General features: G+C 66.8%; 14 protein-coding genes. 3 read left to right on the forward strand and 11 right to left on the reverse strand.

What is annotated here, in order from left to right; genetic code table 11:
• Positions 1–24: 24 nt before the first annotated feature.
• From dld to ACSYAO_RS12460, 7 genes are all read right to left on the reverse strand, one after another.
• The gene (dld, locus tag ACSYAO_RS12430) at positions 25–1,731 is read right to left on the reverse strand and encodes a D-lactate dehydrogenase (protein WP_049463094.1); all 1,707 of its coding nucleotides are present in this window, start codon (positions 1,729–1,731) and stop codon (positions 25–27) included.
• Complete coding sequence (gene lldD, locus ACSYAO_RS12435; protein ID WP_014037557.1) at positions 1,728–2,867, reverse strand: FMN-dependent L-lactate dehydrogenase LldD; 1,140 nt, start codon at positions 2,865–2,867, stop codon at positions 1,728–1,730. The genes dld and lldD overlap by 4 nt, the downstream gene beginning before the upstream one ends.
• Positions 2,868–2,871: 4 nt before the next feature.
• On the reverse strand, positions 2,872–3,636 hold the full coding sequence (gene lldR, locus ACSYAO_RS12440; RefSeq protein ID WP_005410034.1) for a transcriptional regulator LldR: 765 nt from the start codon (positions 3,634–3,636) through the stop codon (positions 2,872–2,874).
• 53 nt (positions 3,637–3,689) lie between these two features.
• Complete coding sequence (lldP, locus tag ACSYAO_RS12445; protein ID WP_049463095.1) at positions 3,690–5,348, reverse strand: L-lactate permease; 1,659 nt, start codon at positions 5,346–5,348, stop codon at positions 3,690–3,692.
• Positions 5,349–5,569: 221 nt separating this feature from the next.
• Positions 5,570–6,022 carry an MgtC/SapB family protein gene (locus ACSYAO_RS12450; RefSeq protein ID WP_005410036.1) on the reverse strand — a complete coding sequence of 151 codons (453 nt, stop codon included), beginning with the start codon at positions 6,020–6,022 and terminating at the stop codon, positions 5,570–5,572.
• A 159-nt stretch (positions 6,023–6,181) separates the two neighbouring features.
• A complete protein-coding gene (locus ACSYAO_RS12455) occupies positions 6,182–6,940 on the reverse strand; it encodes an SDR family NAD(P)-dependent oxidoreductase (RefSeq protein WP_049398446.1) in 759 nt (252 codons plus the stop codon).
• A 95-nt stretch (positions 6,941–7,035) separates the two neighbouring features.
• A complete protein-coding gene (locus ACSYAO_RS12460) occupies positions 7,036–7,329 on the reverse strand; it encodes a hypothetical protein (RefSeq protein WP_125894599.1) in 294 nt (97 codons plus the stop codon).
• 57 nt (positions 7,330–7,386) lie between these two features.
• Between ACSYAO_RS12460 and ACSYAO_RS12465 the strand changes: the two genes are divergently transcribed.
• Complete coding sequence (locus ACSYAO_RS12465) at positions 7,387–8,340, forward strand: helix-turn-helix transcriptional regulator (protein ID WP_049463096.1); 954 nt, start codon at positions 7,387–7,389, stop codon at positions 8,338–8,340.
• A 220-nt stretch (positions 8,341–8,560) separates the two neighbouring features.
• Here ACSYAO_RS12465 and ACSYAO_RS12470 read toward each other — a convergent pair whose 3' ends face one another.
• The 3 genes from ACSYAO_RS12470 to ACSYAO_RS12480 all read right to left on the reverse strand — a co-directional run bounded on the left by ACSYAO_RS12470 (position 8,561) and on the right by ACSYAO_RS12480 (position 12,435).
• Positions 8,561–10,471, reverse strand: a complete 1,911-nt coding sequence (locus ACSYAO_RS12470; RefSeq protein ID WP_049463097.1) for a CocE/NonD family hydrolase — start codon at positions 10,469–10,471, stop codon at positions 8,561–8,563.
• Positions 10,472–10,690: 219 nt separating this feature from the next.
• Entirely contained in the window at positions 10,691–11,077 is a 387-nt protein-coding gene (locus tag ACSYAO_RS12475; RefSeq protein WP_049463098.1) for a DUF4440 domain-containing protein, read from the reverse strand.
• Complete coding sequence (locus tag ACSYAO_RS12480) at positions 11,077–12,435, reverse strand: MFS transporter (RefSeq protein WP_049463099.1); 1,359 nt, start codon at positions 12,433–12,435, stop codon at positions 11,077–11,079. The genes ACSYAO_RS12475 and ACSYAO_RS12480 overlap by 1 nt, the downstream gene beginning before the upstream one ends.
• 105 nt (positions 12,436–12,540) lie before the next feature.
• Between ACSYAO_RS12480 and ACSYAO_RS12485 the strand changes: the two genes are divergently transcribed.
• Complete coding sequence (locus ACSYAO_RS12485; RefSeq protein WP_049463100.1) at positions 12,541–13,437, forward strand: LysR family transcriptional regulator; 897 nt, start codon at positions 12,541–12,543, stop codon at positions 13,435–13,437.
• A 99-nt stretch (positions 13,438–13,536) separates the two neighbouring features.
• Here ACSYAO_RS12485 and ACSYAO_RS12490 read toward each other — a convergent pair whose 3' ends face one another.
• Positions 13,537–16,332: a beta-glucosidase family protein gene (locus tag ACSYAO_RS12490; RefSeq protein ID WP_080356546.1), complete on the reverse strand. Its 2,796-nt coding sequence runs from the start codon at positions 16,330–16,332 to the stop codon at positions 13,537–13,539.
• A 337-nt stretch (positions 16,333–16,669) separates the two neighbouring features.
• Here ACSYAO_RS12490 and ACSYAO_RS12495 point away from each other — a divergent pair, with 337 nt between their 5' ends.
• Positions 16,670–17,104: a VOC family protein gene (locus tag ACSYAO_RS12495; RefSeq protein WP_021204492.1), complete on the forward strand. Its 435-nt coding sequence runs from the start codon at positions 16,670–16,672 to the stop codon at positions 17,102–17,104.
• The last annotated feature ends 115 nt before the right edge of the window (positions 17,105–17,219 follow it).

A 17,219-nucleotide genomic window follows, 5' to 3' on the forward strand; every position in this document is an offset into this window, starting at 1 on the left:
TCCGAATTTTCAGAGAGTGCGCCGCTAATGCCCACTACAGTCGCAGCCACCCCACCCTTTCGCCTTCGACGTCTGGCCGATACCCGGGTTGAAGGTATTGCTCGGGTCCAACTGCCTGTAGAACCCGGCCAGCGCAGGCTTGGCCGGGTACAGGTGGCCGACGTTGTGCTCGGCTGGATACTCGGCGCCACGCTGGTCCAGCAACGCCCACATCGCATGCTCGATCGCCATCGGGTCTTCGCCTTTGCGCGCGATGTAGTCCTGGTGGAACACGTGGCACAGGAAGTGCCCGTAATACAGCTTGTGCAGCAGGCGGCCATCGATATCGACCGGCAACTGCTCGAACCAGTCGGCATCATCGCGGCGCAGGGCGATGTCCAGCGCGACGATGTCCTGCACCTGGTCGCGGTGTACCTCGCGGTAGCGCACCGCGGCGCCGGCCACAGCGAAGCGATGCAGGAACGCCTTGCGCCCCTCATCGGCCGTGCAGTGGAAGTAGCCGCCCTCATGGTCGGCGAAGAAGCCGCGCAGCCAGGCCTCGGTTTCCGCGGCGTCCTGCGCGGAGACCTTCAGCAACAGGTGATGCTCATAGCGCTGGCGGAACTCGCCCATGCGCTTGGGCAGGTGCGAGGGCAGCAGGCCGGTCAGCACCTGCATCACCCGGTCGGTCACCCCGCGCAGGCCCAACCGCTCGAACCAGCCATCGACGCGGCTCTTCAGTGCGAAGGCGGCCGGCACGCGGGCGGTGCCGAGGCGGTCGATCAGCAGAAAACTGTCCTTGCCGTAGCGCTCGCCGATGTCATAGGCATCGCGGTGGATGTATTCGCCGGCAATCGGCAAGCGTTCGAAGCCGGTCAGCAGCTGGCGCCGGATCGCGGTGAGGCTGTCGGTGCGGTTGCTGCCGATGTAGAAGACTTCGGCGGCCTCCTTCTCGAAGGTATCCAGGCGCACCGCGAATACTGCCAGCTTGCCGGCAGACCCCGCTGCCTCGAAGTGGCGGCTGGGGTCGGCATTGAAGCGTGCCGGCGTATCGGCATCGACCCGGCGCACTTCCTCGGCGTAGCGTGGATCGGAGGCGGCGCGGCCATCGCCGTCCCCAACGTCGGCAGCAGCATAGTCGCCGGCCTGCAGGCGCTGCAGGATCTGCTCGGGCGTATCACCCAGCGCGATGCCCAGATGGTTGACCAGCTGCAGCTGGCCCTGCGCATCGACCTGCGCGTACAGTGCCAGTTCGGTGTAGGCCGGGCCACGGCGCACCAGCGCGCCGCCGGAGTTGTTGCAGATGCCACCGAGTACCGACGCACCGATGCAGGACGAGCCGATGACCGAATGCGGTTCGCGGCCGAGCGGTGCCAGCGTCTGCTCCAGGCGGTCCAGCGTCGCGCCAGGCAGGCACAGCACCTGGCGGCCTTCGTTCAACAGCTGGATGCCGGTCAGGCGCAGCGTGCTGACCAGCACGATCGGACGCCCATAGTCGCTGCCATCCGGGGTCGAGCCACCGGTCAGGCCGGTGTTGGCCGCCTGCAGGATGATCGCCGCTCCGCCCTGCACCGCCGCCTGCAGCACACGCCACAGCTCCAGCAGCGTCCCCGGGCGCACCACCGCCAGCACCGGGCCGTCGCCGAAACGGTAGCCACGGCGAAAACGGCGGGTGGCCTTGTCGCCGGTCAATACATGGCGGTTGCCGACCGCATCGCGCAACTGCGCCAGCACGGCATCGTGGCCACTCATGGCAGGCTGACCAGCGAATCGCGACCGATGTCGGCGATGCGGCGCGCACCGGTCAGTGTCATCGCCACGCGCATTTCCTTCGCGATCAGGTCCAGCAGGTTGGCCACGCCCGCCTCACCCTGCGCTGCAAGTGCATAGACGAAGGCACGGCCCAGCAGCACGGTATCTGCACCCAACGCCAGCATGCGCACCACGTCCAGGCCAGTGCGGATGCCGGAATCGGCGAGGATCTTCAGATCGCCCTGTACCGCATCGGCAATCGCCGGCAGTGCGCGTGCGGTGGACAGCACGCCGTCCAACTGGCGGCCACCGTGATTGGAGACCACGATGCCATCGGCGCCGAACTTGACCGCATCACGTGCGTCATCCGGGTCGAGGATGCCCTTGATCACCATTGGGCCCTTCCAGAACTCGCGGATCCACTCCAGGTCCTTCCACGAAATGGAAGGATCGAAGTTGCTGCCGAGCCAGCCGATGTAATCCTCCAGCCCGGTCGGGTTGCCGCGGTAGGTGGAGATGTTGCCCAGATCATGCGGGCGGCCGAACAGGCCGACGTCCCACGCCCAGTGCGGGTGGGTGATGGCCTGGCCGATGCGGCGCAGCGAGGCGTTCGGACCGCTCATGCCGGAGTGGGCATCGCGGTAGCGCGCACCCGGCACCGGCATGTCCACGGTGAACACCAGGGTGGTCACGCCCGCAGCCTGCGCGCGCTCCAGCGCATTGCGCATGAAGCCACGATCGCGCAGCACGTACAGCTGGAACCACATCGGCCGCTGGATGGCCGGTGCCACTTCCTCGATCGGGCACACCGATACGGTGGACAGGGTGAACGGGATGCCTCGGCTGTCGGCCGCGCGCGCCGCCTGTACCTCACCGCGCCGGGCATACATGCCGGTCAGGCCGACCGGGGCGAGCGCCACCGGCATTGCCAGCGTTTCGCCGAACAGCTCGGTTTCCAGGCTCAGGTCGGACATGTTGCGCAGGATGCGCTGGCGCAGCGCGATGTCGGACAGGTCGGAAACGTTGCGCTTCAGCGTGTGCTCGGCATACGCGCCGCCATCGATGTAGTGGAACAGGAACGGCGGCAGCCGGCGTTGCGCTGCGGCACGGTAATCGGTGGAGGCGGAGATGATCATGGGGTCAACCGTGTGGGGAAGGTAGACGCGAGGCCCGCGCACGCCGGGCTTCGTTGTCATCGAGGGTGCGCAGCGTGGTGTGCACGAACTCGAGGTGGGCATGCGCGGCGGCGCGCGCGCGTTCGGGGTCGCCGGCAAGCACCGCGTCCATCATCTCGCGGTGCTGGTCAGACAACGGCGAGAAGGTCCTCGCCGAGGTGTAGAGCTTTTCGCGGCTCTGCGAGATGTTGGTCTGCAGCAGTTCGAACAGCCCGCGCATCACCTGCAGCAGCACGAGGTTGTGCGAGGCCTCCGCGATGGACAGGTGGAAGGCCGCGTCGGCCTCCGCTTCACCGGTGGGGTCGTTCTTGCCGTGCGCGTCCATCATGGTCTGGAAGGCCTGCGCGATGCGCGTGCGGTCCTCGTCGGTGGCTCGCAGCGCCGCATGCCAGGCGGTGGCACCTTCCAGCGCGTGGCGGATCTCCAGCACGTCGAAGCGGTATTCCGGGTCGCCCTGGAACAGCGGCAGGTACGGCGCCAGCGGTTCATCCAGCGCCTGCCGCGCGCGCGCCGCCGGTTCGGCCACGTAGGTGCCGCCACCGACCCGTGCGGTCAGCAGGCCCTGGCTGGCCAGCTGCGCGATGGCCTCGCGCAACGCCGTTCGCGAGACCCCCAGCTGCACCGCCAGGGTGCGTTCGGCCGGCAGCCGGTCGCCCGGCTGCAGCCGCTGTTCCTGCACCAGGCCGCGCAGCTGTGCGGCCACCTTGTCCGAAATACGTTGCGTGCTCATGGCGTCATTGTGGCCCGAAGCGCGCAGCGGGTGGTCGGCTGACCGTGCATGGCTCAGGGAATCATCCAGGTCAGCCAGTAAGCCTGGGCCAGGGTGATCAGGCCGACCATCGTGGTGAAGATCAGGCTGTGCTTGACCGTGAAACGGAACAGGTCCGATTCCTTGCCGGCCAGGCCGACCGCCGCGCAGGCAATGGCGATCGACTGCGGCGAGATCATCTTGCCGGTAACGCCACCAGTGGTATTGGCCGCCACCAGCAGCACGTCGGACACGCCGATCTGCTGCGCGGTGGTCGCCTGCAGTGCCGAGAACAAGGCATTGGACGAAGTATCCGAGCCGGTCAGGAACACGCCCAACCAGCCCAGGAACGGCGAGAAGAACGGGAACGCATCACCGGTGTGCGCCAGTGCCAGCGCCAGCGTCGCCGAAAGGCCCGAGTAATTGGCGATGAAGGCGAAGGCCAGCACCATGCCGATCGAGTAGATCGGCATGCGCAGCTCACGCACGGTCTCACCGAAGGTCTGCAGCGCCGAACGGGCCGGCATGCGCAGCGCGATGATGGCGATCACAGCGGCGAGGATGATCGAGGTGCCGGTGGCCGAGAACCAGTCGAACTTGTAGATCGCCTCGTAGCTGAGCGGTGCATCCACGATCGGCGGCATCTTCTGCACCCTCTGGTCCAGGCCCGGCACCGGGAGCTTCAGCACCCAGCTTTCCAGCGGGCCGTCCGCCGCGAACAGCGACTTGAACGGTTTGATGCTCCACAGCGTGACCATCGCGGTGAGGATCAGGAACGGCGACCATGCCTTGGCGATCTGGCCGACGCTGTAGCGCGGCGCCTCCAGCGCCTGTGCGGCCGCCTCGGCGCTGGTTTCGGTATCGAAACGGAAGATCCGCACCGGCTTCCAGCGGCGCAGGAACAGCGTCAGGCAGACCAGCGAGGCCAGCGACGCGGTGATGTCCGGCAGCTCCGGGCCGATGAAGTTGGAGGTCAGGTACTGCGCGATGGCGAACGAGCCACCGGCCACCAGCACTGCCGGCCAGGTTTCCTTGATGCCGCGCCAGCCATCCATGATCGCCATGATCCAGAACAGCACGATGATCGTAAGGAACGGCAGCTGGCGCCCAGCCATCTGGCCGATCTCGAATGCATCCAGGCCGGTGACCTGCCCGGCCACGATGATCGGAATGCCCATCGCACCAAAGGCGACCGGCGCGGTGTTGACGATCAGGCACAGGCCGGCGGCATACAGCGGTTTGAAGCCCAACCCGACCAGCAGTGCCGCGGTGATCGCCACCGGTGCACCAAAACCGGCTGCACCCTCCAGGAAGGCACCGAAGGCGAAGCCGACCATCAGCATCTGCAGGCGCTGGTCCTCGGTGACCGACAGGATCGAGGCGCGAATGATGTCGAACTGCCCGGTCTTGACCGAGACTTTGTAGAGGAATACCGCGCCGATGATGATCCAGGCGATCGGCCACAGGCCGTAGACGAAGCCGAAACCGGCCGCGCCCAGCGCCTGGCTCAGCGGCATGCGGTAGAACAGCAGGGCGACGCCGAGCGCGATGGCCACGGTGATCGTGCCGGCCAGCCAGCCCTTCATGCGCAGCACGGCCAGGGCGACGAAGAAGAACGCGATCGGCAGCAGCGCGATCAGGCTGGACAACCACAGGTTGCCGGCGGGGTCGTACAGGTGTTGCCAGGGCTGCATGGGGGCTCTCGACTGGGGCGGGATGTGCTCCACCGCAGGCGGTGGGTCGCCATGGTCGTCGATTATTGGTATTACCAATAATGATTCGATCAGACCACTTGCAGCGGATTTAACCGCCGCTCCGACGAAGCGCCTATTAGACCATAGGGCTAGATGCCATATTGGTCCGACCATTAAGGTCCCGTGATAGTGCCGACCGCTGGCCGGCAATTCGAGATTCCCTACGAAATCCGCTTCTCCAACCGCCGCATCACCGCCAGCACCAGCACGCACAGCACGCTCACCCCGATGGCAATCACGTACTTGCCGATGCCCACGGCGATGCCGATGGCCGCCGCCATGATCAGCGAGCTTGCCGTGGTCAGGCCGCTGACCTGATCCTCGCGTGACCCACGCAGAATGGTGCCGGCGGCAACGAAGCCGACGCAGGCGACCACGGCTTCGATCAGGCGCACCGGGTCGACCTGCAGCAGGTCGCGGTAACGCTCCTGCTGGAAATGCTCTGCCACTGAATCGCCGAGTCCAACAATCAGCGCAGCAGCGCCGGCAATCAGCATGTGGGTGCGCAGGCCCGCAGCGTGCTTGCCCATCTCGCGCTCGACACCGAGCACGCCGCCGAACAGCATTGCTGCGGCCACGCGCAGCAGGATCGAGACATCCTGGGTGAGTTCCATGGGCAGGCTCCGGGCGTTTCCCGGAGCGTTGCTCGGCAGCCGTGGGATGGCGGTGAAGACGATGGCACGCCCTCTTCACCGCATGCTTCACCGCATGCGCTCATCCACGCATGGCCTGGATCTACTGGCCATCGCCATGCGTAACCTTCACGCACTCGATCATTGCGCCAGATAACCACCATCGATCGCATAGTATGTGCCGGTCGCGAACGAGGCGTCGTCGCTGGCCAGCCAGGCAACCAGCGCCGCCACTTCCTCGGCGGTGCCCAGCCGCTTCAACGCGTGGCGGCCTTCCAGCGTGGCGCGCACCTTGGGGTCCATCTTCTCCAGCAGTGGTGTGCTGATGAAGCCCGGGCCGACCGCGTTGACACGGATGCCGTCGGCCGCATGCTCCCAGGCGGCGGTCTGGGTCAGCCCGACCACGCCGTGCTTGGCCGCCACGTACGCGGTGGAACCGGCATAGCCCACCTGGCCCAGGATCGAGGCCATGTTGATGATGCTGCCACCGGTTCCGGCCGTGCGCATCGCCTGGATCTGCGCACGCTGGCACAGGAACACACTGGTGAGGTTGACGTCGATTACCCGCTGCCAGCCATCGATCGGATAGTCACCGCTGCTTGCGGCCGGCCCGCCGATACCGGCGTTGTTGACTGCCACATGCAGGCCGTCGAGTTCCTTGATCGTGCGCTGCACCGCCGCCTCCACGGCCGCGTCGTCTGTAACGTCCAGCGCAATGCCGATGGCCTGTGCACCGGCACTGCGCAGCTGCGTCACGGTGGCATCGACTGCATCCTGCTTCAGGTCCCAGACCGAAATACGGGCACCGGATGCGGCCAGCGTCTGCGCCACGGCCAGGCCGATACCGGACACGCCGCCGGTCACGATCGCGGTCTTGCCGGTGAGCTGGTAGTCAATCATCTGCGTTCTCCATCAGTGGGGGTATCGATGTGACCTGCAATGGCCAACCGCCCCACCCTACGCGCCCGCTCGTGATGGCCCGGCCGACATCGCGTCTACGGGTGATCGTTCCAGCCATGAAACCTCAACTCAAGTTGATGTATGGAATTGCGTACGGATATGCATGCAAAACGCTGGCGTATGTTCGGCGGCATTTTCACTTTGGCCGTAATCGTCAATCGTTTTGACCATATTGAAATCAAAAGCGCGCGAATCAAGGCGACAATGGGAAACGTTTCCAGTTTCTTCGACACATTCCATTCAACCTGGTGTTCCCCCACCATCCAGCGTGCCCACGCCCCTGCTTCCCAGCATGTCTGCACGGGTAACGACGGGATCTGCATCTGCATTGCAGAGCGCGTGGGCGAGGTAATGCCAGCGTCCACCTCCAAAGCACGTGCCGAGCGATGTCCCGATATTTCACTTTTGCTGATTACCGCCGCTTCGGCCACCGCCATGGCTTCGATTACCGCGCCGACCCGGAACACCTGCGTGACGACCAGTGGGCCGGCCATGGCGAGGTCAACGAGCAGTTCCTGCGCGGCGGCATGAGCCTGATTGCCTCCGACGTCCATAATCGCTTCCCTTATGTCGCCACCGCCCAGCAGAGTCCCGGCCTGGCCATCCGCGTGATGCTGCAGGGCCAGGTCGATGTGCGCATTCCGCGACGTGGTGGTTTCACCCTGCGTGCTGGTACGGCGATGACCGCGCACCACCGCGAACAGGTTGAGATGACCGGTACGCATCCTGGCGAAACGCGCATGCGCGGCGTCAGCGTGATGGTGCCCGGCCAGATCGATCCGGACCTGTTCCAGCTGCCACAGTTGGAGACCGCGCTCAACACCCACCTGGAATGCCGCCACTGGGCCATTCCGCATACCCTGCTGCCGGTGCTGGGCCAGCTGTTCGAAAGCCCATGGGAGGACGGCATCGACGCGTTGTGGCGCGAAGGCGTCGCACTGCAGCTGCTGGCCGTTGGGCTGAAGGCCGAGGATCTGCAGACCGACCATGTACGAACGCTGCGGGCTGGCCAGCGCGAGCGCCTGGAGCGCGTGCGTGCCTACCTGCATGACGATCCCAGCCACGCCCATAGTCTGATCGAACTGGCCCAGCTGGCCTGCATGAGCCCAAGCTCGCTTCGCCGTCATTTCGCCCAGCAGTACGGCTGCTCGGTGTTCGACTACCTGCACGAACAACGCATGCGCCACGCCGAGCAGGGCCTGCGCGAAGACGGCTGGACTGTCGAGCAGGCTGCGGCCGCCAGTGGCTACCGTCACCCCAGCAACTTCGCGGCTGCGTTCCGCAAGCGTTTCGGCCTGGTACCCAGCCGCTGGCGCACCGGCCCATCGAAAGTGGGCTGAAGGCCTCGGTAGGTGTCGACCTTGGTCGACACGCTTTGGCACCATCGCGGATGCCGGCCAGCGGCCGGCACGACCGCAGCCGCCTAATCGACCTGCAATGGCTTCGCTCTGGTAGGTGTCGACCTTGGTCGACACGCTCTCACACCATCACGGATGCCGGCCAGCGGCCGGCACGATCGCGCACCGCCGGGTATCGCGCACCCGGCGCACCTCATCAACCTCAATACACCGGCAGATCGATGTAACTGGCCTGCGCCGCGCTGTGCCAGACCCGCTGCGTGGCCTTCTGGTAATCGCCGGGCTTGGCCAGGTAGACGTTCGGCACGTAGGTCTGCGGGTTGCGGTCATACAGCGGGAACAGACTGGACTGCACCTGCACCATCACCCGGTGCCCCTTCTGGAAAGTGTGGTTGGCGTTGGGCAGGTCGAAGCGGTACGGCAGCACCTCGTTGGCGGTCAGCGGCTTCGGATCGCTGAAGCTCTCGCGATAGCGACCACGGAAGATCGCCAGCGACACCGGCAGCTCGTAACCGCCCATCTCCGGCGTCGACGCTTCCTGGTCCGGATACACGTCGATCAGCTTCACCACCCAGTCGCTGTCGGTGCCACTGGTCGACGCCTGCAGGTGCACCACCGGTGCGCCGCCGATGCGCAGCGGCGCGGTCAGCGGCTCGGTGATGAAGGTCAGCACGTCCGGGCGGCCATCAACGAAACGCTGATCCTTGACCAGCCAGGTGGTCCACATGTCGCGGTCACCGAAACGGACCGGGCGCGGCACGAACGGCACCGGCTTGGCCGGGTCGGACACGTATTCCTCGAAGTCGCCCTCGCCCGCCGCCGGTGCCTGGAACGCCAGCTTGCCGCCAGCACGCAGGTACAGCGGCTTGCTGCTGGCAGCACAACCCTTGTCGCAGCTGCGTGGCCAGCCCTTCAGGCGATCCCAGTGGTTCTCGCCGGTGTTGTAGATCAGCACCGGCGGCGTATCCGCCTTCGGCGCACCGTCCACCAGGTACTGGTCAAAGAACGGCTTGAGCACATCACGGCGGAACTGCAGCGCGGTATCACCATCGAACTTCAGCGCGCCCAGCTCGCTGCCACTGTAGTTCACCTGGCTGTGCCGCCACGGCCCCATCACCAGATAGTTGCGATTGTTGCCGCTGTCGCGCCCTTCCATTGCCTGGTAGGCGTGGTTGGCACCCCACATGTCCTCCTGATCCCACAGACCCTGCAGCCACATGGTCGGCACCTTCAATGGCGTCTTCGCCATCACCGCGTCCAGCGCCTGGCCCTGCCAGAAGCCGTCATAGGCCGGGTGCTCCACCAGTTTCTTCCACCAGGTCAGCTGATCCACGCCGGTGAAACGCGCGTAGTCGCCAGCCGAACCGATACGCAGGAAGGTGCTGTAGTCATCGTAGCCGAGGCTGGGCAGCGGCGTGCCCTTGCCGCGCTTCTCGGTCTGCATCGCGAAGTAGTTGAAATTGACCTGGCGGAACGCGCCGTAGTTGAGCCAGTCGTCGCCCATCCAGCCATCCACCATCGGGCTCTGCGGCGCGGCCACCTTCAGCGCCGGGTGCGGGTCGGTCAGCGCCATCACCACGGTGAAGCCCTCGTACGACGAGCCGAGCATACCGACCTTGCCGTTGCTCTCCGGCACGTTCTTCACCAGCCAGTCGATGGTGTCCCAGGCGTCGGTGGAGTGGTCCACCTTGGTGTTGTTCAACGGTCCGCGCAGCGGCCGGGTCATCACGTAATCGCCCTCGGAGCCGTACTTGCCGCGGATGTCCTGGAATACGCGGATGTAACCGCCATCGACAAATACCTCGTCGCCCTGCGGCAGCAGGTCGCGCATGCGCGGCGAATCACTGCGGCTGGCGCGACCGGCAGCATCGTAAGGCGTGCGGGTGAGCAGGATCGGGGCATTGCGCGCACCCTTGGGCACCACGATCACCGTATACAGCTTGGTGCCATCGCGCATCGGCACCATCACCACGCGCTTGTCGTAGTCACGACCGACATCAGGGGCAACGAAAGGCTTGCCGCTGATATCCGGGGTCATCGGCGGGGTTTCGGCGGCCAGCACGGTGCTGGACAGGCAAAGGGCAATGGCTACAGCGACGGCACGCACACGCATGGACAACCCCTCCCGGCAGGAAAGCCTCAAGCCTACTCCTGCCTCGTGCCGTGAAGTGTGTGCGTGCTTTGCATTCTGCGGTGGATGCAGGCAGGACTGATGGCACATGTGCGACCAGCTGCTGCGCTCGTCGGCAACCGGTAGTGCCGGCCGCTGGCCGGCAACTTCATCCACCTCGGGCACGGTACGCGGTTGCCGGCCAGCGGCCGGCACTACCGATCAGGCTGCCGTTACCTCATGCAGCGCCAGCCAGCGCCAACGCCCCTCTTCCTGCCGCAGCACCGCCAGCGATTCCCGCCATACGGGCTCGCCGCCATCGATCGCATGCCCTTCGCGATAGCGCAGCACCGCCAGCGGTGAAGGTGCTTCCACCGCCTGCAGTGCGTCGATGGAAATCTGCAGCCCTGGACGCGCGCCATGACCACCCGCGAACAGTGCCTGCACGGCCTTCCGGTCCAGCCTGCGACCCGCGATGCCGACCATGCTGAAGTCCGCGCAGAAATGCGCCATCAGGTCCTCCAGCGCGTCGGTGCCGGCGTCGGCGCGGAACCAGGCCTGCAGCTTGTCGTGCAGGCGGTGGACTTCGTGTTCTGCGGTGGTATCCATCAGGTGTTCTCCGGTTGTGAAAGGGTGAGCAACTGCGGCCGGCGCAGCAGCGCCATCGGCAACAGTGTCAGTACGGCGGCCAGACCCAGCGCCACGCCGGTGGCGCGGGCCGGCAGCCACTGCATGGCCAAGGCCAGCAGCAGCGCGATGGCCGCGGTGCCCAGGCAGAAGCTGAGCTGGCGATTGAGGTTCCAGAGCGCACTGGCATCGCCCAATGCTTTGCCCTCGACCCCATGGAAGGCCAGCGTCTGCGCCGTGCTGCTGCACAGGCTGCCGCCGGCGCCCATCAAGGCAAACAGCAATGCGGCAATGACAAAGACCGGGTGTGGCAGCAGCGCCATCAACAACAGGCCGCAGGCCTGCAGGAGCATGCCCGCACGCAGCACCGAGGCTGGTCCGAAGCGAGCCAGCAGGCGCTTGCTGGCCGTGATCGCAATGGCCGAGGCCAGCGCCCACGGCAGCATCAGCGCGCCGATGCGCGCGGCACTATAGCCGGCCTGGTGCAACTGCAGGGTACTGACCAGCTGGCTGCCGATGAACACACCGGGTACGGCCAGGTAGATCAGCATCGCCAGGCGCAGCCCGCGATGGGACAGCAGCGACCAGCGCAGCAGGGGCTGCGCCTGCTGCCGTGCATGCCGCAGGTGGGCCGCCGCCAGCAGCAGTGCAATCAACAGCAGTACGGCACCGGCGGTCCGATGGCCGGGTTCGCCCAGCCAGGTCAAAGCCAGCAGCAGCGCGCCCAGCGCCAGCATCGCGGTGGACAGCGCATAGGCCTGCAGGCGTGGCGCACTACGCGCGCCGTCGGCCGGCATCCACGCCAGCACCAGTCCAATCGCCACCACGGCCAGCGGCAGGCTGGCCCAGAGCACGCCGCGCCAGGACAACCACTGCACCAGCAGCCCGCCGAGCGCAGGCGCCAGTGCCGGCACCAGCAGCGCCACCAGCAGGATGCGGCGGGTCAGCGCGCCACGCTGGTCCGGCGTGCACTGTCGGTACGCTGCCGCCTGTGCCACCGGAATCAGCAGGCCACCGGCCAGGCCCTGCAGCAGGCGCCAGCCCAACAGCCAGGCGATACCCGGTGCTGCGCCGGCCAGCGCAGCGGCAGCCGCGAACAACAGCAACGCCACCAGCAGCAGGCGACGCTCACCACAGCGCGCGGCCAGCCAGGGCGCCAGCGGAATCACCACGCTCAGGCCCAGCATGTAGGCGGTGCCCACCCAGGCCAGGGTGCTGATATCGGCGTGCATCTCCGCTGCCAATGCCGGATAGGCCACCGTGGCGATGAACATGTTGACCAGATCCAGGGCGAACACCAGCAGGAAGATCGCCTCATGGCGCAGGCGGGGGGACGGCATCGGCGGCGCTCCAGCAGGGAAGCGGCCAGCATGCCGTGCGGGCCTTGTTGGAAAAACACGACAGCAACTGCAACACTGTCAAATCTACTTTGACAATGAATTGCCATGGTCAGCCTCGATCGCTTCGATATCTTCCGCGCCGTGGTCGAGGCCGGCAGCCTGACCGCAGCAGCCGATCGGCTCGGCCTCAGCCGCGCGGTGGTCAGCTTCAACCTGAAGCGGCTGGAGCAGGAGCTCGGCGTGACCCTGCTGTCGCGCAGTACCCGCCACCTGGCCCTGACCGAGGCCGGCGAACAGTTCCTGCAGCACTGCGTGCAGGCGTTGGACGCCGCACAGGCAGCGATCGATGCCGCCCGCCGCGACCAGCACCAGCTTCAGGGCGTGCTGCGCCTGACCACCACGCCGGAGTACGCCCAGCTACGCTTGATTCCTGCGTTGGAGGCGTTCCGTGCGCGGCACCCGGCGCTGCAGCTGCACCTGTCGACCTCACCGGCACCGGCCGACCTGATTCCCGAGCGCTTCGACCTGGCGATCCGCCTCGGCCGCCTGCCGGATTCAGGGCTGCATGCCAGCGAGCTGGAACGCCATCCACTGTGCGCGGTGGCGGCTCCGTCCCTGCTGGCACGCCTGCCCTCTGCCGATGCGGCCAATGACCCGGCCCAGCTGGGCACCCTGCCCCGCCTCGGCTACCCGCGCCTGGCCGACGTGCCGGTGGTCGCGCCCGACGGCAGCGACGCCTTGTTTGCCACCAACCCGGGCAATGCAGTGGTGCGCGTGGATGGTGCCAGCAGCCTGCGCGGCTTCGCCGTGGCCGGCGCCGGGGTCACCGTGCTGCCACGTTGGCTGATCGAGGACGACCTGGCCCAGGACCGCCTGCGCCCGGTGCTGCGCCAGCACCGTTTCCCGCAGCAGAGCGTATACGCGGTCTACCCGCACAGCACGCAGCCCTCACCGAAGGTGCGGCAGCTGATCGATTTCCTGCGCGGGTGGTTTGTCACCTGAAAAAAGGGGACGGAGGGGATTAAGTCGTTTATGCATAAACGACTTAATCCCCTCCGTCCCCTTTTTGCATGGCCCCTTGCGGGGCCATGCCTTCAGGCATCAGCGCAGCACCTGCTCCACCAGCTGCACATCCACCGTCTGCAGCGGTTCGGCGGCGTTGCGCGACAGCTGCACCTGGTAGGTGCCGCCATCGATCTTCCACTGGCGGGCCTGCGCATCGTAGTGAGCCAGGGTCTTCGGCTCGGCTTCGATGCGGATGCGGCGCTGTTCGCCCGGCTGCAGGGTCACCTTGTCGTAGCCGATCAGGCGGATCGGCGTGGTGCTGCCAGCCGGCAGCTTCAGGTACAGCTGGGCGACGTCGGCGCCGGCGCGCTTGCCGGTGTTGCGGATGTCGACACTGGCGACCAGGCGCGAGCCTTCCACGCTCACCTTCAGGTTTTCATAGGCGAACGAGGTGTAGGACAGGCCATGGCCGAAGGCGAAGGTCGGGGTCAGGCCCTTGGCCGCCATCCACTTGTAGCCGACGTTGGCGCCTTCGATATCGAAATCGAACACATCACCGAACGGCTTGGCCGGCTTGAAGCCGAGGCCGTCGATGTGCGGGCGCGGCAACTGCGATTCGTCCACCACCCAGGTCACGGGCAGGCGGCCGGACGGATTGACCTGGCCGGTCAGCAGCGCGGCAATGCCTTCGCCACCGCGGATGCCCGGGTACCAGGCCTGCAGCATCGCCGGCACCTGCGCCAGCCACGGCGTGCGCACCGGGCCGTTGGTTTCCAGCACCAGCACGGTCTTCGGGTTGGCCTTGGCCACCGCCGAGATCAGGGCGTCCTGGTTGTCCGGCAACTGCATGTCCGGCAGGTCCACCGATTCGGCCGCCCACTGGGTGGCGAACACGATGGCCACATCGGCCTGCGCGGCGGCCTTGGCCGCAGCGGCGGCATTGGTGCCATCCACATACTCGAAAGTTGCATCCGGACGCGCCGCACGCAGCGACTCCAGCGGCGAGGACGGGTGGAAGATCACCGGGCCCGGCCAGGTGGTCGGCAGCACGCCCGGCACCGCGTTGGTGCCCTTGGCGGTCACGCCCACCATCGACGAACCACCGCCACCGATCACCCCCTTGTCGGCGTGGCCACCGATGATGACGATGCGCTTCACGCTGTCGGCCAGCGGCAGCAGGTTGCCTTCATTGCGCAGCAGCACGCTGCCTTCTTCCACCGTGCGCTGGGCGACGGCGAAACCGGCCTCGGCGTCGACCTTCTGGTGCTGCGGCGGGTTGTCGAAGTTGCCGTGCAGGAACATCGTGCGCAGGATGCGCGCCACCATGTCGTTCAGGCGTTCCTGCGGCACCACGCCACCATGCACGGCCAGGCGCAGCGGCTCATCGAAGAACACCGCCGCATCGAACACTTCACCGGCCGACTGCTGGTCCAGGCCGGCCAGCGCTGCCTTGGAACCGCTGTGCACGCCGCCCCAGTCGGACATCACGAAACCGGGGAACTTCCATTCCTGCTTCAGCACCTGGTTCATCAGGTAGCCGTTCTCGCAGCCGTAGGTACCGTTGATCTTGTTGTACGAGCACATCGCCACGCCCGGGCGGCCGGCGTCCAGCGCGATCTCGAAGGCCAGCAGGTCCGACTCGTGCATGGCCTGTTCGCCGATGCGCACGTCGTGGAAGTTGCGGCGGGTCTCCATGTCGTTCAGCGCGAAGTGCTTCATCGAGGAGATCACGTGCTGGCTCTGCACGCCCTGGATCAGCGCGCCGACCATCGAACCGGCCAGCAGCGGGTCTTCGCCGGCGTACTCGAAATTGCGGCCGTTGCGCGGGTCGCGCTGCAGGTTGACGCTGCCCGACAGCAGGATGTTGAAACGCTGCTGCCACGCCTCACGGCCCATCGTTGCGCCGCCGGCGAAGGCGACCGCACGGTTCCAGCTGGAGGCGGTGGACGGGCCCGACGGCATCGCCGTGGCGAAGTCGCCCGGGCGGATGCCGCCTGGATTGGTCACGCCGACGCCGGCATCGGCCGACTGCTGCGATGGAATGCCCAGCCGCGCCACGCCCGGCACGAAACCGGCCGAGCCGACCGCACCTTCCGGCAGCGGGCCACCATCCTTGCCCAGCCCGAAGTAGCTGTGCAGCATCTGGAACTTCTCATCCTCGGTCATCGCCTTCAGCAGCAGCGCAGCGCGCGCATCGGCGTTGAGGGTGGTGTCCATCCACGGCGTTTCGCCGTGCTTGTCGGCGGCATAGGCCAGGGTCAGCAGCGTGGCACGCAGGGCGCTGCCTTCCACCTTGAACGGTGCACTGCTGGCGGCCTGGAAGCCGTCGCTGAAATAGCTGGCATCGGCTTCCAGCGCCACACGCGCCGGATCAAAGCCTGCCGCCTTGGCCGATTCACCGGCCACCGCGCCAAGCAGCACCGCCGGTGCGCCGAGCCGCGAGCGCGTGACCAGCGCCGGCAGCTGCGCGGCACCTGCACCAGCATCGGTGTACACCGCCACGGTGTGGCGACCATCGTCCAGGCGCAGGTAGTTCAGGCCCGGCTGGTCCGGGCCGGACTCAGCGGCAATCGGCAGCCGGGTCAGCACGGCCTGACCGCGCTGGGTCTGGCCATCGTCCTTGCCCGCCGCAATGAAGCGGTACTCGTAGCCCAGGCCGTCGGCCAGCACCTGCAACGGATCGACCTGGCCGATGCCGCGCTGCACCTGGCGCACGCTCACCGCGTCCACCTGCAGGGTCTTCAGCTGGGCGGCCAGGGCCGGCATGGCCTCGGCGGTCGGGGCCTGTTCCAGGGTCAGCACAGTGAACGCGGCGGGGTCGGCCCAGGCCGGGGCGGCCAGTGCGGCTGACAGGGCCAGGGACAGTGCAAGCGGCTTTGTAAACGTTTTCATCGGCAGGCGTAATTCCGTTGCCAAGGCAATCGGTCCAGGGAAAGTGCCGCCGAAGGGTGCAGCGTTCATGCCGCGCAGGGGTTGCCAGGCAACGCCCCGCAGGCCGAAGGACGGGCCGGTCTGCGCCTGGGACCCTCCTCCCGGCGTGACAACCTGCCTGCCCGGGCCGCGCAGGGCGGCCCAATCATGTGAAGATTGTGCGAGGGCGTTCACACCTGTCAACAGGACCTAAGTCACAGGCCGACCCCAGCCACTGGTTATCAGGCCATCACCGGCGGTCATCAGCGCGCCGCGCGAGGCTGCTGATAATGGAGATCCCTGGCCACGAATCGAGCCCATGACCGTACACCGCGACTTCGATCATCTCTGGCGCGACCGCTGTGATACCTCCAGCCAGCGCGCGCCGCGCGTGCTGATCCGGGTGTTCGTGGCCCCCGGTGAGCTGGAGCGCAGCGTGGCGTTCTACGAGCAGTTGCAGGGCGTGGTGGCCGATGCCGGGTTCCCGTTTCCGGAGGCCGGCCTGCGCCTGGCGATGGTCGGTGCGTTCCTGTTGATCGAGGGCAGCGAGGCGGCGCTGGCGCCGTTCACTTCGACCACGGGGACGCTGCTGGTCGATGACGTTCGGCCCTATCACGACAAGCTGGTGGCGGCTGGCGCTGAAATCATCTTCCCGCTGCAGGTGGTACCGACCGGGGCGGCGTTCAATGCGGTGCATCCCGATGGCACCGTGGTCGAGTACGTGCATCACCGGCCGGATCCGCACGGGCGGTGAGGGTGCGCGCGGCCGGGCTGCGCCCGGCACCCGCGGTAGTGCCGGCCGCTGGCCGGCAACCTCAGAAGCAACAGCCGAAGCAACAGCGGGCTTCCTGTGGGGTGGCGGGGTGGGT

It is taken from the genome of Stenotrophomonas sp. STK16_22 (assembly GCF_051984505.1).
Taxonomy (GTDB): Bacteria; Pseudomonadota; Gammaproteobacteria; order Xanthomonadales; family Xanthomonadaceae; genus Stenotrophomonas; species Stenotrophomonas maltophilia_A.

Excerpts from the sequence above, each read along its gene's own strand:
- ACSYAO_RS12495 (WP_021204492.1), top strand. The coding sequence starts at position 16,670 with ATGACCGTACACCGCGACTTCGATCATCTCTGGCGCGACCGCTGTGAT.
- ACSYAO_RS12470 (WP_049463097.1), bottom strand. The coding sequence starts at position 10,471 with ATGCGTGTGCGTGCCGTCGCTGTAGCCATTGCCCTTTGCCTGTCCAGC.
- ACSYAO_RS12460 (WP_125894599.1), bottom strand. The coding sequence starts at position 7,329 with ATGCAGATGCAGATCCCGTCGTTACCCGTGCAGACATGCTGGGAAGCA.
- ACSYAO_RS12490 (WP_080356546.1), bottom strand. The coding sequence starts at position 16,332 with ATGAAAACGTTTACAAAGCCGCTTGCACTGTCCCTGGCCCTGTCAGCC.
- lldR (WP_005410034.1), bottom strand. The coding sequence starts at position 3,636 with ATGAGCACGCAACGTATTTCGGACAAGGTGGCCGCACAGCTGCGCGGC.
- dld (WP_049463094.1), bottom strand. The coding sequence starts at position 1,731 with ATGAGTGGCCACGATGCCGTGCTGGCGCAGTTGCGCGATGCGGTCGGC.
- ACSYAO_RS12465 (WP_049463096.1), top strand. The coding sequence starts at position 7,387 with ATGTCCCGATATTTCACTTTTGCTGATTACCGCCGCTTCGGCCACCGC.
- ACSYAO_RS12450 (WP_005410036.1), bottom strand. The coding sequence starts at position 6,022 with ATGGAACTCACCCAGGATGTCTCGATCCTGCTGCGCGTGGCCGCAGCA.
- ACSYAO_RS12475 (WP_049463098.1), bottom strand. The coding sequence starts at position 11,077 with ATGGATACCACCGCAGAACACGAAGTCCACCGCCTGCACGACAAGCTG.
- ACSYAO_RS12480 (WP_049463099.1), bottom strand. The coding sequence starts at position 12,435 with ATGCCGTCCCCCCGCCTGCGCCATGAGGCGATCTTCCTGCTGGTGTTC.
- ACSYAO_RS12485 (WP_049463100.1), top strand. The coding sequence starts at position 12,541 with ATGGTCAGCCTCGATCGCTTCGATATCTTCCGCGCCGTGGTCGAGGCC.
- ACSYAO_RS12455 (WP_049398446.1), bottom strand. The coding sequence starts at position 6,940 with ATGATTGACTACCAGCTCACCGGCAAGACCGCGATCGTGACCGGCGGC.
- lldP (WP_049463095.1), bottom strand. The coding sequence starts at position 5,348 with ATGCAGCCCTGGCAACACCTGTACGACCCCGCCGGCAACCTGTGGTTG.
- lldD (WP_014037557.1), bottom strand. The coding sequence starts at position 2,867 with ATGATCATCTCCGCCTCCACCGATTACCGTGCCGCAGCGCAACGCCGG.